The following is a 21,656-nucleotide window of genomic DNA, read 5'->3' as shown; positions in this document are numbered from 1 at the left end:
CACCCGCCCGGCCGGAGTGGCCCAGCGGCCGGAACCGGTGTCCGCCGACTGTGACAGCACTGCATAACTATGTATAGTACGGAATATGTCCAGCAGCCAGCTCATCCGAGTCGCCGTCGCCGGCGCGTCCGGTTATGCGGGAGGGGAGGCCCTGCGCCTCCTCGCGGCCCACCCCTTCGTCGAGATCGGCACGCTCACCGCGCACTCGAACGCCGGGTCGAGCCTCGGCGAGGTCCAGCCGCACCTGCGCGGCCTCGCGCACCGCATCCTGGAGCCCACCACGCCGGACACGCTGGGCGGGCACGACGTGGTGCTGCTCGGCCTGCCGCACGGCGCGTCGGGGAAGGTCGCGGCCGAGCTTCCGGACGACGTCCTGGTCATCGACCTGGGCGCCGACCACCGGCTGGAGTCCGCGAGCGACTGGGAGCAGTTCTACGGCTCGGCGCACGCCGGGACCTGGCCCTACGGCCTGCCCGAGCTGATCCACGCAGAGGCGCCCGGTGCCGACGTCGCCACCGCTGCCCGTCAGCGCGACAGGCTGGCCGGCGCGCGCCGCATCGCGGTGCCCGGCTGCAACGTCACGGCGGTCACGCTCGGCCTGCAGCCCGGTGTCGCGGCCGGCGTCGTGGAGCCGACGGACATCGTCGCCGTGCTGGCCAACGGCTACTCGGGCGCGGGCAAGGCGCTCAAGCCGCACCTCCTGGCGAGCGAGGCGCTCGGCGCCGCACAGCCGTACGCGGTGGGCGGCACGCACCGGCACATCCCGGAGATCCAGCAGAACCTGCGGGCCGCCGGCGCGCCCGAGGTGACCATCAGCTTCACGCCCACGCTCGTGCCGATGGCGCGGGGCATCCTCGCGACCGCGACGGCCCCGCTCGCCAAGGGCGTCGACCCGGAGCAGGTCCGCGCCGCGTGGGAGGCCGCGTACGCCGACGAGCCGTTCGTGCACCTGCTCCCGGAGGGCCAGTGGCCCAGCACCGCGATGACGCTGGGCGCCAACACGGCGTGCGTGCAGGTGGCGGTCGACGCCGCTGCCCGCCGGGTCGTCACGATCACCGCCATCGACAACCTCGTCAAGGGGACCGCCGGCGCCGCCATCCAGTCCATGAACCTCGCCCTCGGCCTGCGGGAGACCGCCGGCCTCATCACCGAAGGAGTCGCGCCATGACCGACACCACAGCGGGGGTCACCGCAGCGCAGGGGTTCCGAGCCGCCGGTGTCACCGCAGGCCTCAAGGCCTCCGGCACGCCGGACCTGGCCCTTGTCGTCAACGACGGCCCCGAGCACACCGCCGCCGCCGTGTTCACGAGCAACCGCGTGGTCGGTGCGCCGGTCATGTGGTCGCGTCAGGCGGTCAAGGACGGCGCCGCGCGCGCAGTGGTGCTCAACTCCGGCGGCGCCAACGTGTGCACCGGGCCTGGCGGGTTCCAGGACGCGCACGCCACCGCGGAGAAGGTAGCGGACGAGCTCGGGATCGGCGCGATCGACGTGCTCGTGGCCTCGACCGGCCTGATCGGTGTCCGCCTGGCCGCGGACAAGCTGCTGGCAGGCATCCCCGTCGCGGTGGACACCCTCGCGGCCGACGCCGCCGCGGGGCAGGCCGCCGCCACAGCGATCATGACCACCGACACCGTGGCCAAGACCGCAGTGCGCACCGTCGAGACGCCGTCCGGCACCTTCACCGTCGGTGGCATGGCCAAGGGCGCCGGCATGCTCGCCCCGGCGCTGGCGACCATGCTGTGCGTGATCACCACCGATGCGTCGGTCCCGGCCGAGACAGCGGACGCCGCACTGCGCGCCGCGACCCGGGTCACCTTCGACCGCGTCGACTCCGACGGCGCCATGTCCACCTCGGACACCGTGGTCCTGATGGCCTCGGGCGCCTCCGGCGTGACGCCGGACCTCGACGTGCTCACCGAGGCGGTCACCGCCATCTGCGCCGACCTGGCCCGGCAGCTCATCGCCGACGCCGAGGGCGCGTCCCACGACATCGCGATCACCGTCACGAACGCCACGACCGAGGACGCGGCGCTCGCCGTCGCGCGCGCCGTGAGCCGGTCCAACCTGGTCAAGGCCGCGGTGTTCGGCAACGACCCCAACTGGGGCCGCATCCTGTCGCAGGTCGGCACGGTGCCCGAGGAGGTCGCGCCGTTCGACCCCGCCGAGCTCGACGTGAGCGTCAACGGCGTCCTGGTCTGCAAGGCCGGCGGCGCCTACGAGCCGCCGGAGAAGGTCGACATGGCGGCGGCCCGTGAGGTCACGTTCACCATCGACCTGCACGCCGGCGACGCCGAGATCACGCTCTGGACCAACGACCTCACGCACGACTACGTCCACGAGAACAGCGCGTACAGCACATGAGCAGCGACATCGTGAACGGGCTGCGGCCCGACCAGAAGGCAGAGGTGCTCATCGAGGCCCTGCCCTGGCTGCAGGAGTTCTCCGGCGCGCTCGTCGTCGTCAAGTACGGCGGCAACGCGATGCTCGACGCCGAGCTCAAGGCGGCGTTCGCGCAGGACATGGTGTTCCTGCGGCAGGTGGGGCTGCGGCCCGTCGTCGTGCACGGCGGGGGACCACAGATCAACGCCATGCTCGACCGCCTCGGGATCGCCTCGGAGTTCAAGGGCGGCCTGCGCGTCACCACGCCGGAGGCGATGGAGGTGGTGCGCATGGTCCTGACCGGCCAGGTCAGCCGCGAGCTGGTCGGCCTGATCAACGCGCACGGCCCCGTCGCCGTCGGCCTGTCCGGGGAGGACGGCGGCCTGCTCGGCGCCGAGCGCCGCCACGCGGTCGTCGACGGCGAGCCCGTCGACGTCGGCCTCGTGGGCGACGTCGTCCAGGTGGACCCGCGCGCCGTCGAGGACCTGCTGCAGGCCGGCCGCATCCCCGTGGTGTCCACGATCGCGCCCGACAAGGACGACCCCACCCAGGTGCTGAACGTCAACGCGGACACCGCGGCCTCGGCGCTCGCGGTGGCGCTGGGCGCCAAGAAGCTCATCGTGCTCACCGACGTCGAGGGGCTGTACACGAGCTGGCCCGACAAGGGCTCGCTCGTGGAACGGATCACCGCGCCGGAGCTGGCCGAGCTGCTGCCCAGCCTGGAGTCCGGGATGGTGCCGAAGATGGAGGCGTGCCTGCGTGCGGTCGAGGGCGGCGTGGCCGCCGCGACGGTCATCGACGGACGCCAGCCGCACAGCGTGCTGCTGGAGGTCTTCACCACGCGAGGCAACGGGACGATGGTCGTTCCCGCCCCGTCCGCCCAGAAGGAAGGTGCCGCAGCATGAGCACGCTGATCCCCACCGAGGACGGCTCGGTCCTGTCCGCGAACGGCTCCGTCGCAGCCTGGACCGAGCGGTACACGGGCGCGGTGATGGACACGTTCGGCCCGCCGCAGCGCGTCCTGGTGCGCGGCGAGGGCGCGTACGTGTGGGACGCGGACGGCAAGCGGTACCTCGACCTGCTCGGCGGTATCGCCGTCAACACGCTCGGTCACGCGCATCCGACGCTGACCGCTGCGATCAGCGCCCAGCTCGGCACGCTCGGCCACGTCTCCAACTTCTTCGGGACGCCCGCCCAGATCGCGCTGGCCGAGACGCTGCTGCGGATCGCCGAGGCCCCTGAGGGCTCACGCGTGTTCCTGACCAACTCCGGCACCGAGGCGGTCGAGGCGGCGTTCAAGATGACGCGCCGGGTCGCGTCGTCGTCCGGCGTGGGTACCCGCACGCGGGTGCTTGCGCTCGAGGGCGGCTTCCACGGCCGGTCGATGGGCGCCCTCGCGCTCACCGCGAAGGCCGCCTACCGGGAACCGTTCGAGCCGCTCCCCGGCGGCGTCGAGCACCTGCCGTTCGGTGACCTCGCGGCGCTGGAAGCAGCGTTCTCGCCCCAGGCGATCGCCGAGCGCGGCGAGGTCGCCGCACTGGTGGTCGAGCCCGTACAGGGTGAGGCGGGAGTGCGCCCCCTGCCGCCGGGCTACCTCGTGGCCGCCCGCCGGCTGACCACCACGCACGGCGCGCTGCTCGTCCTGGACGAGGTCCAGACGGGCATGGGCCGGTGCGGTTCCTGGTTCGCCTACCAGCAGCCGGAGATCGGCGGCGGCATAGTGCCCGACGTCGTCACGGTCGCCAAGGGCCTCGGCGGCGGCTTCCCCGTGGGTGCGGTGATCGCGTACGGCGCCGCCGCACGACTGGTGGGCCGCGGCCAGCACGGCAGCACGTTCGGCGGCAATCCCGTCGCCGCGGCCGCCGCGCTCGCGACGATCGGCGTCATCGAGCGCGACGGCCTGCTCACCAACGTGCGGGAGATCGGGGCGCAGCTGCGCCAGAAGATCGAGACGAACGGCAGCCCGCTCGTCAAGGAGGTCCGCGGGCGCGGGCTCCTGCTCGCCGTCGTGCTGAACGAGCCGGTGGCGCCGCAGGTGGCCGCTGCGGCGCTGGAGGCCGGGTTCATCGTGAACGCCGTGGCGCCCGACGCGATCCGGCTCGCCCCGCCCCTGATCCTGACCGCGGACCAGGCCGCAGAGGCCGCCCGCTTCTTCGCGACGCTGGTCGATCCTGTCAAGACCCCTTCCGAGTCCAAGGAGCCTTCCGCATGACCCGCCACTTCCTGCGCGACGACGACCTGACGCCCGCCGAGCAGAAGACGGTCCTGGAGCTCGGCCTCGCCCTGCGCGAGGACCGGTTCGCTCGGCGCCCCCTGGAGGGCCCGCGTGCGGTCGCGTTCATCACGGACAAGCCGACGCTGCGCACCCAGGTGTCGTTCGCGGCGGGTATCGCGGAGCTGGGCGGGTTCCCGCTCGTCGTCGACGGCAACCTCGCCAAGATCGGCGTCCGTGAGTCCATCGCGGACACGACCCGCGTGCTCGACCGGCAGGTCTCCGCGATCGCGTGGCGCACGTTCGGCCAGGACCGCATCGAGGAGATGGCCGCGGTCTCGCGCGTGCCGGTCATCAACGCGCTGACCGACGACTTCCACCCGTGCCAGATCCTCGCGGACCTCCTCACGGTGGCGCAGCACCGCGGGCTCGACGCGCTGCCCGGCACCACGTTCGCCTACGTGGGCGACGCCGCGAACAACATGGGCAACTCCTACCTGCTGGGCTGCGTCACGGCGGGCATGCACGTGCGGATCGCGGGCCCGGAGGGCTACCTGCCAGACGCCGCTGTGGTCGCCCGCGCGCACGAGATCGCCGGCGAGACCGGCGGCTCGGTGACCGTGACGACGTCCGCCGAGGAAGCAGTCGCGGGGGCCGACGTCGTGGCCACCGACACGTGGGTCTCGATGGGCGACGAGGCCGAGGCCGAGGAGCGCGCCAAGCCGTTCTGGGACTACCAGCTGGGCGCGGACCTGCTCGCGGGCGCCGCCGAGGGCGCGCTCGTGCTGCACTGTCTGCCCGCCTACCGCGGCAAGGAGATCACCGCCTCCGTTATCGACGGCCCGCAGTCCGTCGTCTGGGACGAGGCGGAGAACCGGCTGCACGCGCAGAAGGCGCTGCTGACCTGGCTGCTGGGGCAGGGCTGATGGTCATCAAGCAGACGGTGACCACCGCGACGACCGCGACGACGAAGGCGGCCCGGCACGCCCGGATCACCGAGATCGTGACGCGCAACGCCATCCACTCGCAGGCCGAGCTGGCCGAGGCGCTGGCGGCCGACGGCGTGAGCGTCACGCAGGGCACCCTCTCGCGCGACCTGATCGAGCTGCAGGCCGAGAAGGTGCGCGGCTCGGACGGCACCCTCGTCTACGCGGTCCCGGGTGAGGGCGGGGACCGCAGCACGCAGTCGGACGCGAGCGAGGAGTACCTGTCCGCGCGGCTGACCAGGCTCGCCAAGGAGCTGCTGGTCTCCGCGGAGTCGTCCGGCAACCTCGTCGTCCTCCGAACCCCGCCGGGGGCAGCGAACCTGCTGGCCTCGGCGATCGACCACTCGGTGTTCCCGGGGATGCTCGGCACCATCGCCGGCGACGACACGATCCTCGTCATCGCGCGGGACGCCGACGGCGCCGCGCTGGCGGGCCGCTTCCTCGCGCTGAGCACCTGATAACACTTCACAATCGCACCTGACACACCACCACCGGAAAGAGATCGTCAATCATGACTGAACGCGTCGTGCTCGCCTACTCGGGCGGCCTGGACACCTCCGTCGCCATCGGCTGGATCGCTGAGGCCACCGGGGCCGAGGTGGTCGCCGTGGCCGTCGACGTCGGCCAGGGTGGCGAGGACATGAACGTCATCCGCAAGCGCGCGCTGGACTGCGGCGCCGTCGAGGCGTACGTCGCCGACGCGCGCGACGAGTTCGCCAACGAGTACTGCATGCCCGCGCTGCGGGCCAACGGCCTGTACCTCGACCGCTACCCGCTGGTCTCGGCCATCTCCCGGCCGGTCATCGTGAAGCACATGGTGGCGGCGGCCCGGCAGTTCGGCGCCTCGACCGTCGCGCACGGCTGCACCGGCAAGGGCAACGACCAGGTCCGCTTCGAGGTGGCCACCACCTCGCTCGCGCCCGATCTGAAGTCGATAGCGCCCGTGCGCGACCTCGCGCTGACCCGCGAGAAGGCCATCGACTACGCGGAGAAGCACGACCTGCCGATCGCGACGACGAAGAAGAACCCCTTCTCGATCGACCAGAACGTGTGGGGCCGTGCGGTGGAGACGGGCTTCCTCGAGGACATCTGGAACGAGCCCACCAAGGACGTCTACTCCTACACGGACGACCCGACGTTCCCGCCCGTGGCGGACGAGGTCATCATCACGTTCGAGCAGGGCGTGCCCGTGGCGCTCGACGGTGTCGCCGTCACCCCGCTGCAGGCCATCCAGGAGATGAACCGCCGCGCCGGCGCCCAGGGCGTCGGCCGGATCGACATCGTCGAGGACCGCCTCGTCGGCATCAAGTCCCGCGAGATCTACGAGGCCCCCGGTGCCATCGCGCTCATCGCGGCGCACCAGGAGCTGGAGAACGTCACCGTCGAGCGGGAGCAGGCCCGGTTCAAGCGCCAGGTGGAGCAGCGCTGGAGCGAGCTCGTCTACGACGGCATGTGGTTCTCGCCGCTGAAGAAGTCGCTCGACGTCTTCATCGACGACACCCAGAAGTACGTCTCCGGCGACATCCGCATGGTCATGCACGGCGGCCGGGCCACCGTCACGGGACGCCGCTCGGAGCAGTCGCTCTACGACTTCAACCTCGCCACCTACGACGAGGGCGACGCGTTCGACCAGTCGCAGGCCCGCGGGTTCATCGAGATCTACGGCCTCACCGCCAAGCTCGCCGCTGCGCGCGACGAGAAGTTCGGCAACGGCGTGGACCTGGGGGTCGGGGCGCTGTGACGGAGCACGACGGCACACCCCAGGACGCGGCGGGGCAGGACGCGCCGGGCCAGGACGTCGCGGGTCACGATGCTGCGGGGCAGGGCGTCGCGCAGCCGGCGTCGTCCGGCACCGTCGGCGCGCACTCCGGCGAGAAGGTCGCCCTCTGGGGCGGCCGGTTCGCCGGCGGCCCGTCGCCGGAGCTCGCCGCGCTCTCGCAGTCGACGCACTTCGACTGGCGGCTCGCGCCCTACGACATCGCCGGCTCCAAGGCGCACGCCCGGGTCCTGGCGGGCGCCGGCCTGCTCACCGAGCCGGAGCTGGCCAGGATGATCGACGCCCTCGACATGCTGGAGCAGGACGTCGCCTCCGGCGCCTTCCTCCCGGTGCTCGACGACGAGGACGTGCACACCGCCCTCGAACGCGGCCTGCTGGAGCGCGCCGGGGACGAGCTGGGCGGCAAGCTCCGCGCGGGCCGGTCCCGCAACGACCAGATCGCCACGCTCGTGCGGCTCTACCTGCGCGACCAGGCGCGGACCATCGCCGCGCAGCTCCTGGACCTGGTGGACGAGCTGATCGCCCAGGCGGAGGCCGCGGGCGACGCGCCCATGCCGGGCCGCACCCACCTGCAGCACGCCCAGCCGGTCCTGCTGGCGCACCACCTCCTCGCGCACGCCTGGCCGATGCTGCGCGACGTCGACCGTTTCCTCGACTGGGACGTGCGCGCCTCGAAGTCGCCGTACGGCTCCGGCGCGCTCGCGGGCTCGTCCCTCGGGCTGGACCCGGCGGCCGTCGCCGCGGACCTGGGGCTGGAGGGCGGGCCGGTCGAGAACTCGATCGACGGGACCGCCTCGCGCGACGTCGCGGCGGAGTTCGCGTTCGTCGCCGCGATGATCGCCGTCGACCTGTCGCGGATCGCGGAGGAGGTCATCCTCTGGAACACCAAGGAGTTCGGGTTCGTCCGGCTGGACGACGCGTACTCGACGGGCTCGTCGATCATGCCGCAGAAGAAGAACCCGGACATCGCCGAGCTCGCGCGCGGCAAGGCCGGCCGCGTGATCGGCGACCTTACCGGCCTGCTCACCACGCTCAAGGGCCTCCCGCTCGCGTACAACCGCGACCTGCAGGAGGACAAGGAGCCGGTGTTCGACCAGGTGGCGACGCTCACCACCGTGCTGCCCGCGTTCTCGGGCATGGTGCGGACCATGGTCTTCGACACCGACCGGATGGCGGAGCTCGCCCCGCAGGGCTTCTCGCTCGCCACCGACATCGCCGAGTGGCTCGTCCGGCAGGGCGTCCCGTTCCGGGTCGCGCACGAGGTGGCCGGTTCCTGCGTGCAGGAGTGCGAGGCCCGCGGCATCGAGCTGTGGGACCTGTCCGACGAGGACCTGGCGAAGATCTCGGAGCACCTCACCCCGGAGGTGCGCGGCGTCCTCTCGGTAGAGGGCTCGCTGGCCTCGCGCGACGCCGTGGGCGGCACCGCCCCGGTGCGCGTCCGGGAGCAGATCGAGCAGGCGAAGGAGCGCTCCACGGAGTACCGCTTCTGGGCCCAGCCGTGACGGTCTCACCCGCCGTGCTCGGCGACCTGCTGAGCCGGATCCGGTCCGCCGACGCGCGCCTCGTGTGCGTCGACGGACCGGCCGGCTCCGGCAAGACGACGCTGGCCGCCCAGCTGGGCGACGCGTTCGAGGCCCCGGTGGTCCACATGGACGACCTCTACGAGGGCTGGGCAGGCGGCCCGGACGCGGGTGCCGCCAACCTGCGCCGGTGGGTCCTCGACCCGCTGGCGGCGGGGGAGCCCGTCCGCTACCGGCGGTACGACTGGGTGGAGGACGACTGGGCCGAGTGGCACGACGTCCCGCCGTCCACCCATCTCGTGGTGGAGGGGTGCGGCGCGGCGGCGCGCCAGGTGGACGCGCTGGGCGCGTTCCGCATCTGGGTCGAGGCGGACGACGTCGAGCGGCTGCGCCGCGGTCTGGAGCGCGACGGCGACGACGCCCGCGAGCACTGGCTGCGCTGGATGGCCGACGAGGCGGCCCACTACGAGCGAGAGAGCACCCGCGTCCGCGCGGACGTCCGCCTGGACGGTTTCGGCGAGCTCACGCCGTAGTCGGCGCCTGCCGCTCGTCCGGTCGGACGTCAAGCATGCCTGCGCTGTTTCGGTAGGTTTAGCCGGTGACATTCCTGGAACCGCTGGACCCGGCCGCTGACCCGCGCGAAATCGGTCCCTATCGACTGCTCGGCCGCTTGGGACGTGGGGGGATGGGAGCCGTTTATCTGGGCCGTTCTCGCGGTGGTCGCGAGGTCGCGCTCAAGGTGATCCGGGGCGAGCTTGCCGCCGACCAGCACTTCAGGCAGCGCTTCGAGCGGGAGGTCGCCGCCGCGCGCCGGGTCGGCGGTTTCTACGCCGCCGAGGTGGTCGACGCCGACACCGAGTCCGACCGGCCCTGGATGGCCACCAACTACATCCACGGCCCCTCGCTCCAGGCCGCCGTCGACACGCACGGCCCGCTGCCGATCGAAGCCGTCCTGGCGATCGGTGCCGGTCTGGCCGAAGGGCTCCAGGCCATCCACGCCGCTGGACTGGTGCATCGCGACCTGAAGCCCGCCAACATCATCATTGCGGCCGACGGTCCTCGCGTCATCGACTTCGGCATCACCAGGGCGCTCGACGTGACCTCGTTCACCAGTGCTGACGCCCTGATGGGGACGCCCGCGTACATGCCGCCGGAGCAGGCGCTCGGGCACCCCGTCGAGGCGGCCGGTGACGTGTTCGCGTTCGGTGGTGTCCTGACCTTCGCTGTCTCGGGTCATAACCCGTTCGGCACCGGTCGGCTGGAGACCATGGTCTACCGGGTGGTGCACGGCGAACCGGACATGACGGGAGTCCCCGACGAGCTGAAGTCCATGGTGCTGGCCTGTCTCGCCAAGGATCCGGCGGCCAGGCCCCAGGTGCCGCAGGTGCTGGACTGGCTCGCCGACTCGGACGACGCGGCCACGGTGATGGCCCGGGCGGCGTCGAACCGGCCGTGGCTCACCGCTGGGATCGCCACGATGATCGCTGAGCGCAACGGGACCGGCACGACCGGGCCGCTGCCGCTCGCGCAGCCTGGGCAGTCCACGGCCGGGCATGTCCGTCCCGCAGCTCCCGAGCCGGTCCCGGTCCCGGTCCCGGCACGGTCGGCGGGCCCGCTGCGGAGTGAGCAGGCCATGTCGTCCCCGGCGTCGGACATCCCGATCGCCGTTGCGGAGACCCATTTCCGGGGCGAGGCGGACGCGACCGAGCTGAGCCGGCCCGATGCGCAGTCGCCCGCACCGGTGACGGAGCACGGCGCGAGCCGCCGCAGCTGGATCTGGCCCGTCGTGGCTCTCGCGGGCGTTCTTGTGCTCGCCGTCGGCGGGTTCTTCCTGCTGCGGTCGCTGCTTCCTGGGAGTGACGCCCCTCTGGAAGGAACGGGCGGTGGTGCGAGTCCTGGCGTCACGGACGCCAACGCGGACGCGGACACGGACGCGGACGCCGACCCGTCCGAGGCCGCGAACGGCGCCCCCGCGAACGAGGGCCAGTTCACTGCGGCCGACTGTCCGGCTCCGGTGCAGGAGTCTCGGGCGACCTACTCGCTTCCCGAGGACGAGTCGGCCTCCGAGAACCGGACATGGCACGCCACGCTCAAGACCTGCGTGGGTGACATCGAGGTCGAGCTCGACGGGGTCTCCGCGCCGGCCGCCGTCGCGGTCTTCGTGGAGCTCGCCCGGGCCGGCTACTACGACGGCACCGGATGCCACGAGCTCAAGACCGCCAATCCGTACCGCCTGAAGTGCGGGGACCCCACCTTCACCGGTACGGGGAGCCCGGGCTTCGTGTTCGGGCCGCCGGAGAACGTCCCGCAGGACGGCGTGTATCCGGCAGGCAGCCTCGTCATGGCATTCAACGACGAGGGACTCTCGAGCGCTCAGTTCTCCCTCCTGTACGACGACTCCGAGCTCCCCGGGAACAAGGGACACACCGTGTTCGGCAAGGTCACCACGGGCATGGAGATCCTGAAAGCAGTCGCGGAGCAAGGGAGCAAGGGCAACGCGCAACCGGTGCAGCCGGTGACGATCACCAGCATCGAGCTGGAGTAGCCCAGCCGTACGGGCGGCCGTCCATACCTAGATCAACCATGCCTAGGAGTGCTAGGGTTCCAACCCCTAGCACTCCTAGGCATTGGAGAATCTGAGTGCACATCGACAAAGATCTGGTGGCGGCCTCGGCCACACCGCTCGTCCTCGGCATCCTGGCCGACGGCGAGTCCTACGGCTACGCGATCGTCAAACGCGTCAACGAGCTCTCCGGCGGGCGCATGCAGTGGACCGACGGGATGCTGTACCCCTTGCTGCACCGCCTGGAGCGGCTCGGGTACGTGGAGGCGAGCTGGGGCACCTCGGAGGCAGGACGCCGCCGCAAGCACTACGCGATCACACCGGCCGGCCGCGAGACGCTCGCCGACCGGCAGCAGCAGTGGTCAGTGGTGGCCGACGCCCTGAAGCAGGTGTGGCAGGACGTCCAGCGACCTCCCGTCGTCGTAGAAGGGTGGGCATGATGAGCACCAACCCCGAGCTCGAAGCACAGATCGACCAGTGGCGCGGCTACGTCCAGCGCCGTCGGGCCATCTCGGCGAGCGACGTCGAGGAGATGGAGGACCACCTGCGCGAGCAGGTGACCGACCTGACCAGCACCGGGCTCCACGACGACGAGGCCTTCCTGGTCTCCGTCAAGCGCATGGGCAACCTCGACGAGGTCTCCCGCGAGTTCGCCCGCGAGCACTCCGACCGGCTGTGGAAGCAGCTCGTCCTCGTCCCCGAACCGTCCGACGGCGGCGCGCGGTCCTGGCGCGAGCTCGGCGTCGTCCTGGCGCTCGCGCTGGGCGCGGGAGCCGCGGTCAAGCTGGGCGTCGAGCTGTTCGCCGACGAGATGGTGGTCGTGCGCAACATCGGGCTGCTGGTGCTCCCGTTCCTCGCCGGGTACTTCGCCTGGAAGCGCAAGCTCACCTGGCAGGTCGGCGCGGCGCTCCTGGTCCCGTTCGCGCTGCTCGCGGTGGTGCTGAACGTCTACCCGTTCGACCCGGACGGCTCGACCCTGTTCCTCGCCGCGAGCCACTCGATAGTCGCCCTGTGGGCGCTGGTCGCCGTCGCGTACGCCGGCGGCAGATGGCGGTCCGACGCCCGCCGCATGGACTACGTCCGCTTCACCGGCGAGCTCGCCATCTACTTCGTCCTGCTGGCCCTGGGCGGGGGAGTGCTGATCGGGCTCACGCTCGGCACCCTCGGCCTGGTCGGCGTCGACTTCGAACCCGTCCTCGAGTCCTGGATCCTGCCGTTCTGCGTGCCGGGCGCCCTCATCGTCGCGGCCTGGCTGGTCGAGGCCAAGCAGAACGTCGTCGAGAACATCGCGCCGGTCCTGACCCGCGTCTTCACGCCGCTGACCATCGTGATGCTGCTCGTGTTCCTCGGCGTCTTCGCGACCACGGGTGGCCTGCTCGACGTCGACCGCGAGCTGCTCATCCTCATGGACGCGGTACTCGTGCTGGTCCTGTGCCTGCTGCTCTACTCGATCTCCGCCCGCGACTCGCTCGCGCCGCCCGGCCTGTTCGACGTCCTCCAGCTCGTGCTGGTGGTCGCGGCGCTCGCGGTCGACGCGGTCACCCTGAGCGCGATGCTGACCCGCATCGCCGAGTTCGGGTTCAGCGCCAACAAGGTGGCGGCCCTGGGCCTCAACCTGGTGCTGCTGGTGCACCTGGCCTGGTCGGCCTGGCTGACCGTCGGATTCCTCCGGGGCGCACGGACGTTCGCCCCGATCGAGCGGTGGCAGACGCGGTACCTCCCGGCGTACGCCGTGTGGGCGCTCATAGTGGTCGTGATCTTCCCGCCCGCCTTCGCGTTCGCCTAGCGGGTCCGTGCATGATCGGGCCATGAAGTCTCCCGAGGTGATCCTCAGCAGCGTCCCGGGCAGGGACTGGTACCTGCGACCAGTTCTCGACGTCGCCCGGGACCTGCTGGGGGCCACGCTCACGACGCGCACGCCCGACGGCGTCGTCTCCCTCCGCCTCACCGAGGTGGAGGCATACGACGGCGCCACCGACCCCGGCTCGCACGCCTATCGCGGCCCCAACCGGCGGAACGCGACGATGTTCGGCGAGCCGGGACGGCTGTACGTGTACCGCCACCTCGGCCTGCACCACTGCGTGAACGTGGTGTGCGGGCCGGAGGGGGAGGCCTCGGCGGTGCTGGTCCGGGCCGGCGAGGTGGTGGACGGCGCGGACCTGGCCCGCTCCCGCCGCCTCGCGTCGGGCGTGGTCCGGACCGACCGCGACCTCGCCCGCGGCCCGGCCCGCCTGGCGGTCGCCCTGGGCCTCGACCTGCCCGCCGATGGCGTGGACGTCACCGATCCCGACGGCGCCGTGGTGCTCGCCCGTCCGCCGGTCGAGCCGTCCTCGTTGGCCGAGCCAGCCCCGGTGGTCGAGCCTGTCGAGACCCCCGCCGCCGTCCGCACCGGCCCACGCGTAGGCGTGAGCGGCGACGGCGGCCGCGCCGACCTCTTCCCCTGGCGCTTCTGGCTGGACGCCGAGCCGACCGTCTCGCTCTACCGCAAGGCCTGACCGAGCAATCAGCGAGCCTCGGGGTACGTCTCCTTCAGCACCCGGGCCAGGTGCCGCACGATCTCGCGCGGCCCCGACCTCGTGGTACTCCGCTCGACGTCGCTGTTGTAGTTCGTGTTGGTGTTCACGTCGTACGTCAGGACGCGGCCGTCAGCGGTCCGGATGTTCTCGATCCCCGCCACCTCGATCCCGTGCCGCCGCGTGAACTCCAGGTACTTGGCGACCACCGGGTCGTCGTAACCCTCACGCTCGGAGAACAGGCCCCAGTCCTCGTCGGGCGCCATGGAGATGGTCGCGCCCACCGGCGGGATCGGCCGGCCGGTCTCCGGGTCGATCGCGCACGCGTCGGCGGGGCAGAGCTGGAACCCGCCGCGCTCCGTGTCGCCGCGTACGGCGTAGACCATCTCGCCGCCGACGATCTCGACGCGGGTGATGCCGCCGTCGGCCGCGACCACGTACTCCTGGATCAGCGTGATGCCGTCGACGGGCTCCTCGTACTCGTCGGAGCCCACGTAGTCGGCGAGGTCGTCGAACGACTCGAACTTGCGCACACCGAGACCCTTGCCGCCCTGGTTGTGCTTGGTGACGAACGGGGTGGGGAACCCCTGCGCGGCCTTCAGCACCTGCTCACGCCCGACGGCGGCCACGGTGCGGGGCGTGTCGATCCCGGCGGCGCGCAGCGCGGTGAGCTGGTCCACCTTGCTGACCTCGAGCTCCAGCACGCGGCGGCCGTTGACGGTGCGCCGTCCGGAGGCCTCCAGCCAGGACAGCACCGCACGCGAGTAGTCCTTGGTGAGCCCGTGGTCGCGCGTGTGGCTGCTCGCCGAGATGCGCGACCAGAAGACGCCCTCCGGCGGTGCCTCGTCGAGGTCGAGCACGCCGTCCGTCAGCACCCACTCGACGTACTCGACCCCCTCGGCGGCGAAGGCCTCCGCGAACGGGGGAAACCACTCGGGGTTCTCGTGCAGGGCATAGATCTTGGGGGTGCTCACAGGAATCTTCCGAACGCTCGGCTGCCGTCAGGGGACGCATCAATCCTGGCACGCGAGCCTGGGCGGCCGGTTGTGTCCTGCGGCACAGGGGCACAGGGGCACAGGGGCGCCGGACGACGGAGCGACGAAGGCCGGTCCCCGAGCCATCGGGGACCGGCCTCCGCTCCAGGAGCTCCTCGAGCTACCGGTGGTCAGCCGCCTGCGGTGCTCCGGCCGCCTCCGCCGCATCGACCGGCTCGCCGGCAGCGTCGTCGGCAGTCTCCGGCGCCACGTCGACCTGCGCCAGCGAGCGCCGCGCGGCCGGCACGGCGAGGATCCCGCCGAGCACGGCGACCAGCAGGGCGCCGGCCAGGATCAGTAGCGACTCCACGGAGAACCGGTCGGCCAGGGGGCCGAACACGACCATGGACAGCGGCATCGCGACGGTCATCACGATCCCGACGAAGCCGAACACCCGGCCCTGCATCTCGGGCTCCACACGCTCCTGGAGGATCGTGAACGCCGGCGTGTTGAGGGTCGCGAACGTGATGCCGATCAGTAGGCCGAACCCGAAGAACACCCACATGTTCGTGGAGAAGCCAAGTCCCGCGACGAGCACACCCGTGGCCACCACGGAACCCACCATGAGCCGCACCCGGCGCTTGATCCGCGGACCCACGGTGGCCATGATGATGCCGCCCAGCAGCATGCCGCCGCCCCAGAACAGCTCGTTGGCGGTCAGCTTCCACACCTCGTCGCCGAACGTGCGGGTGACCATCAGCGGCGTGAGGTAGCTCGGTGCGCCGACCAGGAACATCACCAGGGCGAACAGCGAGACCAGCCACTTCACGGGCCCGTTCGAACCGATGTACCGCACACCCGCGACGAGGTCGCCGAAGTAGCTGACCGGTCCGCTCTCGGCGTCGGACCGCACCAGACGGGGCACGGTGACCAGGGCGAGCATCCCGACGCCGATGAGCGCGGTCGCCGCGTCCACGAAGAACACCGTGACGATGTCGAAGGACGCATAGACCACGGCCGCCAGGGCGGGGGCGAGCAGCATCATCCCCGACTGGATGGACTGGAAGATGCCGTTGACGCGCATCAGCTGATCGGCCGGCGCGATCTGCGGGATCATCGCGCTCACCGCGGGCGTCTGGATGCCCGCGAAGGTCGATCGGACGGCCAGCGCGACGTAGATGACCCACAGGTCGTCGACGCCGCTGACCATCAGCAGGGCCAGTCCGAGCGTGACCACGGCGATGGTCGTGTCGGCGCCCATGATCAGGAGCTTGCGGGAGTGCCGGTCGGCCCACACCCCGCCGAAGATCGACATGACCGCCTGCGGCAGCATGCCGAAGACGATGCTCATCATGAGCACGGCCCCGGACTGGGTCTCGATGGTCAGGTGCCACATGACGGCGAACATGACCAGCATGGACCCGAGCAGCGAGATCGTCTGTCCGGTCAGGAACAGCGCTACGTTCCGCTTCCAGCCGGGCATGTCGTTGTCGGTCATGATTCCAGCCTGCCTGACCGGAAGGCTGAACGCTGAGGCTTTTTCGTTTCCATGGAACGTCCGACGACGACGCGCACCTGAACTCATCGCACGGCAGCTCGTCGTGGTGGCTTCTCACGCAGAGCAATGGCAGAGGATGGTGAGCCGCCGACTGCCTGGACCGCGCCAGAACGCTGCCGCCGGTGAACTTCAGCCCCGACGAGGCGGTCGCTGTCGCCGTCGCGCTGGGCGGTATGGCCGGGACGCCGTTCGCGGCCGCGGGGTCGACGGCGCTGCGCAAGATTCTCGCGGCCATGCGGGACGACGACGCGACTGCCGCCCACGACCTCGCAGGCCGTGTGCACCTGCTCGGGGTGCCACAGGAGGTGCCCCCGGTTCCCGCGGTCCTCGCCCACGCGATCTCCGCGCGCAGGGTCCTGCGTCTGCGGTACAAGGACCGTGCGGGTAGCGGGACCACGCGTGACGTCGAGCCGCTCGGTTATGTCGGGTCGTCCACCGGGTGGTACCTGCTGGCCTGGTGTCGGCTGCGCGACGGGATCCGCGCCTTCCGCCTCGACCGCGTCGACGGTGTCACGGCAACCAGCGAGCGTGCGCCCCCGGAGGGTCGTCCGGCCGGAAGACGTCCAGGTCCCGGAGGGGGAGGTCCACCACCATGAACCACACGGCCCTCGCCTCAGTGCGCCTCATCACCGACGACGTCGACCGGCTGACGGCCTTCTACGAGCACATCACCGGTGTCACGGCGGACCGGCCGTCACCGGAGTTCGCCGAGCTGCGCACGGACAAGGGCACGCTCGCCATCGGCAGCACCCGCACGGTCCAGCTCTTCGGCCCGGGCTCCGCGGGACCTGCGGACAACCGCACGGCCATCGTGGAGTTCCTCGTCGACGACGTGGACGCGCTGTTCGCCAGGGTCGGCGACACGGTCGAGACCGTGACCGCACCGACAACGATGCCGTGGGGCAACCGGTCGCTGCTCGTGCGAGACCCGGACGGCACCCTGGTGAACTGCTTCACGCCCGTGAGCCCGGAGGCGCAGGCCAGATTCGCGTAGGTGCCGGGCGGAATGAAGGCGAGCCCCGCACCGCCGTCGGGCAGACTAGGACCTGCGGACCCACGAAGGGCACGCCGTGCGGCCCGCCCGGGCCGCACCCACACGAAACAAGGAGCAACCACGGTGACCGACATCCTCGACGAGCTGCAATGGCGAGGCCTGGTGGCACAGTCCACCGACGAGGCCGCGCTGCGTTCTGCGCTGTCGGAGGGCACCGTCGACTATTACGTGGGCTTCGACCCCACCGCGCCGTCCCTGCACATCGGCAACCTGGTCCAGATCCTGACCGCACGCCGCCTGCAGGACGCCGGGCACCGGCCGACCGCGCTGGTCGGCGGCGCGACCGGGCTCATCGGCGACCCGAAGATGGCGGGCGAGCGCACGCTCAACGACCCGGAGGTCGTCGCGGGCTGGGTGGAGCGCATCCGCGGCCAGATCGAGCCGCTGCTCATCTGGGACGGACCCAACGCCGCCACGATGGTGAACAACCTGGACTGGACGTCGGGGCTGTCGGCGATCGCGTTCCTGCGCGACATCGGCAAGCACTTCCGGATGAGCACCATGCTCGCCAAGGACACGGTCGCCCGGCGGCTCAGCTCGGACGAGGGCATCAGCTTCACCGAGTTCAGCTACCAGGTGCTGCAGGGGATGGACTTCCTCGAGCTCTACCGGCGACGCGGGGTGACCCTGCAGACGGGCGGCAGCGACCAGTGGGGCAACCTGCTCGCGGGCGTCGAGCTGGTCCGCAAGGCCGAGGGGGTGAGCGTCCACGCGCTCACCACGCCGCTCATCACCAAGGCCGACGGCACCAAGTTCGGCAAGACGGAGGGCGGCGCCGTCTGGCTCGACCCGGACATGACGAGCCCTTACGCCTTCTACCAGTTCTGGCTCAACCAGGCGGACGCCGACGTCGTGAACTACCTCAAGGTGTTCACCTTCCGCAGCCGGGAGGAGATCGCGGAGCTGGAGCGCGAGGTCGCCGAGCGGCCCTTCGCCCGCGAGGCCCAGAAGGCGCTCGCGGGCGACGTCACCACGCTGGTGCACGGCGCCGCCGCGACCGAGGCGGTCATCACGGCGAGCCAGGCGCTGTTCGGTCGCGGCGAGCTGGACGGTCTGGACGAGCGAACTCTCTCCGGCGCTGTGAGCGAGCTGCCACGGGTGACCGCCAAGGCGGGTGACCTCGTCGTGGACCTGCTGGCGGGCTCGGGGATCGTCGCCTCCAAGGGCGAAGCGCGCCGCGCGATCAAGGAGGGTGGTGCCTACGTGAACAACGTCAAGGTCACCGCCGAGGACCAGGCCTTGACGACCGAGGACCTGCTGCACGGCAGGTTCGCCGTCCTGCGGCGCGGGAAGAAGACGCTGGCGGTCGCCGCGTCGGAGTGATGACACCCGGTACGACCGCCTGACCGGCCGGTGCGTATGACGGCGGTCGCCTGCTGACAAGCGGGCGACCGCCGTTTCGTTTGCCCGCACGTTGCTGATGCCGATTCTTGCCCGATATCGGGCAAGAAGTTGCTCAACTGGATCGGGATGGGCAAGTCTCACGGCATGAGGACGTCTTCCGACCTCGTCGCCCACGTGGCGGCGTCCACAGGACTCACGCCCGCCGAGGCGGCACGGGTGATCGGCGACGTCGTGGCGTACTACGCCACCCCGGTCGAGGAGATCGTCCGGCGGCGGCACGCCGAGCTCAAGACCCATGGGGCCAAGAACCCCGAGATCTTCGCGCGCATCGCCGCCGAGCTGGAGCACCGGGTCGTCGCGGCGCCCCGGCTCAGCGAGCGGCAGCTGCGCCGGATGATCTACGGCTGAAGGAGAACAGACATGTGCGGAATCGTCGGTTACGTGGGGGGCCAGAACGCGGCCCCGCTGCTCGTGGAGGCGCTCGGCCGGCTGGAGCACCGGGGGTACGACTCGGCGGGCGTCGCCGTCGTCGGCTCCCAGCTGCGGGTGACCAAGCGCGCGGGGCGGGTGCGTGACCTCGCCGAGGTGCTGCCCAAGCGGATGCCCGGTCGCGTCGGCATCGGCCACACGCGCTGGGCCACGCACGGCCCCGCGACGGACGCCAATGCCCACCCGCACACGGACGCGAGCGGCACGGTGGCCGTGGTGCACAACGGCATCGTCGACAACGCCGCGGCGCTGCGCGCACGGCTCACCGACGAGGGAGTGTCGCTCGCGAGCGACACCGACACCGAGGTGTTCGCCCATCTCATCGCCCGGTCGGACGCCGACACGCTCGAGGGCAAGGTCGTGGACGCGCTGGATGCGGTGGAAGGCACGTACGGGCTGGCCGTCGTGCACGCCGACTTCCCGGACCGCGTGGTGGTGGCCCGCAACGGCAGCCCGCTGCTGGTCGGGGTGGGGGACAAGGAGATGTTCATCGCCTCCGACCTCGCGGCACTGGTGCGGCACACCACCACGGTGGCGCACCTGAACGACGGCGAGCTGGCGACCGTGACGGCGTCGGGCTTCACGACGTTCCGCCGCGACCTGACGCGGACGCAGACCACGGCGCGCGAGGTCGACGTCGACCCCAGTGCCTACGAGCACGGGCAGATCGACGGGCGCCCCCGCATGTACACGGAGATGCTCGAGCAGCCGGCCAGCGTGGAGCGCGCGCTGCGCGGGCGCCTGGACGAGCGGTTCGCCACGGCCCACCTGGGCGGGCTCGACATGGACGCCCGCGAGCTGCGCGCCGTACGACGCGTCAAGATCCTGGGCTGCGGATCGGCGTACTACGTGGGACAGATGGGCGCGTCCCTCATCGAGGAGCTCGCGCGCATCCCCGCCGACGCGGAAGCGGCGAGCGAGTTCCGCTACCGCAGCCCGGTGATCGAGCCTGACACCCTGTACGTGGCGGTGAGCCAGTCGGGCGAGACCATCGACACCCTGCTGGCGGTGGAGGAGATCCGCCGCAAGGGTGGCCGGGTCATCGGCCTGGTCAACGTCGTGGGCTCGGCGATCGCCCGGGCCTGCGACGGAGGGATCTACCTGCACGCCGGACCGGAGATCGCCGTCGCCTCCACCAAGGCGCTCACCACGATGTTCGTGGGCTTCGCGCTGCTGGCGCTCCAGCTCGGCCGCGTCCGCGACCTGTCCGTCGCCGACGGACGCCGGCTCGTGGCGGGCCTGCAGAACCTGCCGGCACAGATCGAGCAGGTGCTCGACGGCGAGGCGCGTATCGCTGAGGCGGCCAAGGCGCTCGCTGCCGCCGAGAGCCTGTTCTTCGTCGGTCGGGTCCGCGGGTACCCGGTCGCGCGTGAGGGCGCGCAGAAGTTCAAGGAGATCAGCTACCGGCACGCCGAGGCGTACCAGATGTCGGAGCTCAAGCACGGGCCGCTCGCCCTCATCTCGCCCGAGGTGCCGACCGTCGCCATCGTGCCCGACGACGAGCTGACCGACCGCAACGTCGCGGCACTGCACGAGATCTCCGCCCGTGGCGGGCGGCTGGTAGTTGTCACGCACCCGGGCGTCGACCTGGGGGAGCTGCGTGCCGAGCGGATAGACGTGCCCCGCAGCGAACGGGAACTCGACCCGCTGCTGATGACCGTGCCGCTGCAGCTGCTGGCGTACCACGCGGCCCTGACCCTCGGGCACGACGTCGACAAGCCGCGGAACCTGGCCAAGTCGGTCACCGTGGAGTGACGGCGACGGCGGCGGGCACGCCCTCGGGTCCGCCGCCGATCCGCGGTTTCTGGCGCTCCGCGGCCCGGATCGCACCCCGATTTTGCGCGGGCGCCGATCGCTGTGTACTGTTCCGGTTGTTCGCCCGACAGGGAGACACGGACAGGAAGCGCGAGAGCGCAACTGGCCGGTCCCGGGGTGGAAACCAACCCAGATCTCGTAGTAGCCTTGTGCGCTCCGGAACTGGGTGGGGGCTTGTCAGATCGCCTCCCCAGACCACGGATCCTGAAGAGGGTCCTTGCGCCGGGGAACGTGGTAGGGTAAGTTACACAGGTTGCCTCCGAACGTTGATCAAGCGGCTAGCGCCGCGATCGACCAGGAGGCCCCCAACCTTCGCAAGTCGTCAGGGATTCATTCTTCTGGTGATAGCGTAAATGGGAATCGGAAATACTTCGGATGATCGAAGAATTCTCCCGGCTGAGAGGCCGGCGAGGATTTGGAAAAGTCCGAAAGAGCCTGGTAAGTTACAGGCACTGCCCCGGACAGGGAAGCG

20 protein-coding genes are annotated in these 21,656 nt (G+C 71.1%); 18 read left to right on the top strand and 2 right to left on the bottom strand.

Translation table 11 applies throughout. The annotated features are described in order from the left end of the window. Window positions 1–85: 85 nt before the first annotated feature. From argC to ACFO6V_RS15100, 13 genes are all read left to right on the top strand, one after another. The gene (gene argC, locus ACFO6V_RS15160) at window positions 86–1,168 is read left to right on the top strand and encodes an N-acetyl-gamma-glutamyl-phosphate reductase (RefSeq protein WP_377136640.1); all 1,083 of its coding nucleotides are present in this window, start codon (window positions 86–88) and stop codon (window positions 1,166–1,168) included. Then, on the top strand, window positions 1,165–2,361 hold the full coding sequence (argJ, locus tag ACFO6V_RS15155) for a bifunctional glutamate N-acetyltransferase/amino-acid acetyltransferase ArgJ (protein ID WP_377136639.1): 1,197 nt from the start codon (window positions 1,165–1,167) through the stop codon (window positions 2,359–2,361). The genes argC and argJ overlap by 4 nt, the downstream gene beginning before the upstream one ends. Continuing rightward, complete coding sequence (gene argB / locus ACFO6V_RS15150; protein WP_377136638.1) at window positions 2,358–3,284, top strand: acetylglutamate kinase; 927 nt, start codon at window positions 2,358–2,360, stop codon at window positions 3,282–3,284. Before argJ ends, argB begins: the two co-directional genes overlap by 4 nt. Further along, window positions 3,281–4,591 (top strand): acetylornithine transaminase, encoded by a 1,311-nt coding sequence (locus ACFO6V_RS15145; RefSeq protein ID WP_377136637.1) that lies wholly within the window; start codon window positions 3,281–3,283, stop codon window positions 4,589–4,591. The genes argB and ACFO6V_RS15145 overlap by 4 nt, the downstream gene beginning before the upstream one ends. After that, window positions 4,588–5,517: an ornithine carbamoyltransferase gene (gene argF, locus ACFO6V_RS15140; RefSeq protein WP_377136636.1), complete on the top strand. Its 930-nt coding sequence runs from the start codon at window positions 4,588–4,590 to the stop codon at window positions 5,515–5,517. The genes ACFO6V_RS15145 and argF overlap by 4 nt, the downstream gene beginning before the upstream one ends. Beyond that, window positions 5,517–6,035, top strand: a complete 519-nt coding sequence (locus ACFO6V_RS15135; RefSeq protein ID WP_377136635.1) for an arginine repressor — start codon at window positions 5,517–5,519, stop codon at window positions 6,033–6,035. The genes argF and ACFO6V_RS15135 overlap by 1 nt, the downstream gene beginning before the upstream one ends. Window positions 6,036–6,088: 53 nt before the next feature. Then, window positions 6,089–7,318 carry an argininosuccinate synthase gene (locus tag ACFO6V_RS15130; protein ID WP_116674675.1) on the top strand — a complete coding sequence of 410 codons (1,230 nt, stop codon included), beginning with the start codon at window positions 6,089–6,091 and terminating at the stop codon, window positions 7,316–7,318. Then, the gene (gene argH / locus ACFO6V_RS15125; RefSeq protein ID WP_377136634.1) at window positions 7,315–8,856 is read left to right on the top strand and encodes an argininosuccinate lyase; all 1,542 of its coding nucleotides are present in this window, start codon (window positions 7,315–7,317) and stop codon (window positions 8,854–8,856) included. Before ACFO6V_RS15130 ends, argH begins: the two co-directional genes overlap by 4 nt. Further along, on the top strand, window positions 8,853–9,407 hold the full coding sequence (locus ACFO6V_RS15120; RefSeq protein ID WP_377136633.1) for a uridine kinase family protein: 555 nt from the start codon (window positions 8,853–8,855) through the stop codon (window positions 9,405–9,407). The genes argH and ACFO6V_RS15120 overlap by 4 nt, the downstream gene beginning before the upstream one ends. Window positions 9,408–9,472: 65 nt before the next feature. After that, window positions 9,473–11,419 carry a protein kinase domain-containing protein gene (locus ACFO6V_RS15115; RefSeq protein ID WP_377136632.1) on the top strand — a complete coding sequence of 649 codons (1,947 nt, stop codon included), beginning with the start codon at window positions 9,473–9,475 and terminating at the stop codon, window positions 11,417–11,419. Between the two features lie 95 nt (window positions 11,420–11,514). Beyond that, complete coding sequence (locus tag ACFO6V_RS15110; protein WP_116674676.1) at window positions 11,515–11,877, top strand: PadR family transcriptional regulator; 363 nt, start codon at window positions 11,515–11,517, stop codon at window positions 11,875–11,877. Further along, window positions 11,877–13,223 carry a permease prefix domain 1-containing protein gene (locus ACFO6V_RS15105; RefSeq protein WP_377136631.1) on the top strand — a complete coding sequence of 449 codons (1,347 nt, stop codon included), beginning with the start codon at window positions 11,877–11,879 and terminating at the stop codon, window positions 13,221–13,223. The genes ACFO6V_RS15110 and ACFO6V_RS15105 overlap by 1 nt, the downstream gene beginning before the upstream one ends. Before the next feature lie 22 nt (window positions 13,224–13,245). After that, a complete protein-coding gene (locus tag ACFO6V_RS15100) occupies window positions 13,246–13,932 on the top strand; it encodes a DNA-3-methyladenine glycosylase (RefSeq protein WP_377136630.1) in 687 nt (228 codons plus the stop codon). A gap of 8 nt (window positions 13,933–13,940) precedes the next feature. Here the strand turns inward: ACFO6V_RS15100 and ACFO6V_RS15095 are convergent, their stop codons facing one another. Both ACFO6V_RS15095 and ACFO6V_RS15090 read right to left on the bottom strand, forming a co-directional pair. Then, the gene (locus tag ACFO6V_RS15095) at window positions 13,941–14,924 is read right to left on the bottom strand and encodes an ATP-grasp domain-containing protein (RefSeq protein WP_377136629.1); all 984 of its coding nucleotides are present in this window, start codon (window positions 14,922–14,924) and stop codon (window positions 13,941–13,943) included. A 181-nt stretch (window positions 14,925–15,105) separates the two neighbouring features. Beyond that, window positions 15,106–16,422 carry an MFS transporter gene (locus ACFO6V_RS15090; RefSeq protein WP_377136628.1) on the bottom strand — a complete coding sequence of 439 codons (1,317 nt, stop codon included), beginning with the start codon at window positions 16,420–16,422 and terminating at the stop codon, window positions 15,106–15,108. 182 nt (window positions 16,423–16,604) lie between these two features. Between ACFO6V_RS15090 and ACFO6V_RS15085 the strand changes: the two genes are divergently transcribed. The 5 genes from ACFO6V_RS15085 to glmS all read left to right on the top strand — a co-directional run bounded on the left by ACFO6V_RS15085 (window position 16,605) and on the right by glmS (window position 21,124). Further along, window positions 16,605–17,078 (top strand): helix-turn-helix transcriptional regulator, encoded by a 474-nt coding sequence (locus ACFO6V_RS15085; RefSeq protein ID WP_377136627.1) that lies wholly within the window; start codon window positions 16,605–16,607, stop codon window positions 17,076–17,078. Then, window positions 17,075–17,476 (top strand): VOC family protein, encoded by a 402-nt coding sequence (locus ACFO6V_RS15080; RefSeq protein WP_377136626.1) that lies wholly within the window; start codon window positions 17,075–17,077, stop codon window positions 17,474–17,476. Before ACFO6V_RS15085 ends, ACFO6V_RS15080 begins: the two co-directional genes overlap by 4 nt. 123 nt (window positions 17,477–17,599) lie before the next feature. After that, window positions 17,600–18,859: a tyrosine--tRNA ligase gene (tyrS, locus tag ACFO6V_RS15075; protein ID WP_377136625.1), complete on the top strand. Its 1,260-nt coding sequence runs from the start codon at window positions 17,600–17,602 to the stop codon at window positions 18,857–18,859. Window positions 18,860–19,024: 165 nt separating this feature from the next. After that, window positions 19,025–19,288: a hypothetical protein gene (locus tag ACFO6V_RS15070; protein ID WP_116674681.1), complete on the top strand. Its 264-nt coding sequence runs from the start codon at window positions 19,025–19,027 to the stop codon at window positions 19,286–19,288. A gap of 12 nt (window positions 19,289–19,300) precedes the next feature. Continuing rightward, entirely contained in the window at window positions 19,301–21,124 is a 1,824-nt protein-coding gene (glmS, locus tag ACFO6V_RS15065) for a glutamine--fructose-6-phosphate transaminase (isomerizing) (protein ID WP_377136624.1), read from the top strand. The last annotated feature ends 532 nt before the right edge of the window (window positions 21,125–21,656 follow it).

Origin of the sequence: Promicromonospora alba, assembly GCF_042654905.1 — a bacterium.
In the GTDB taxonomy this organism is placed as follows: Bacteria; Actinomycetota; Actinomycetes; order Actinomycetales; family Cellulomonadaceae; genus Promicromonospora; species Promicromonospora alba.
This window is presented reverse-complemented; position numbering and strand designations above follow the sequence as displayed.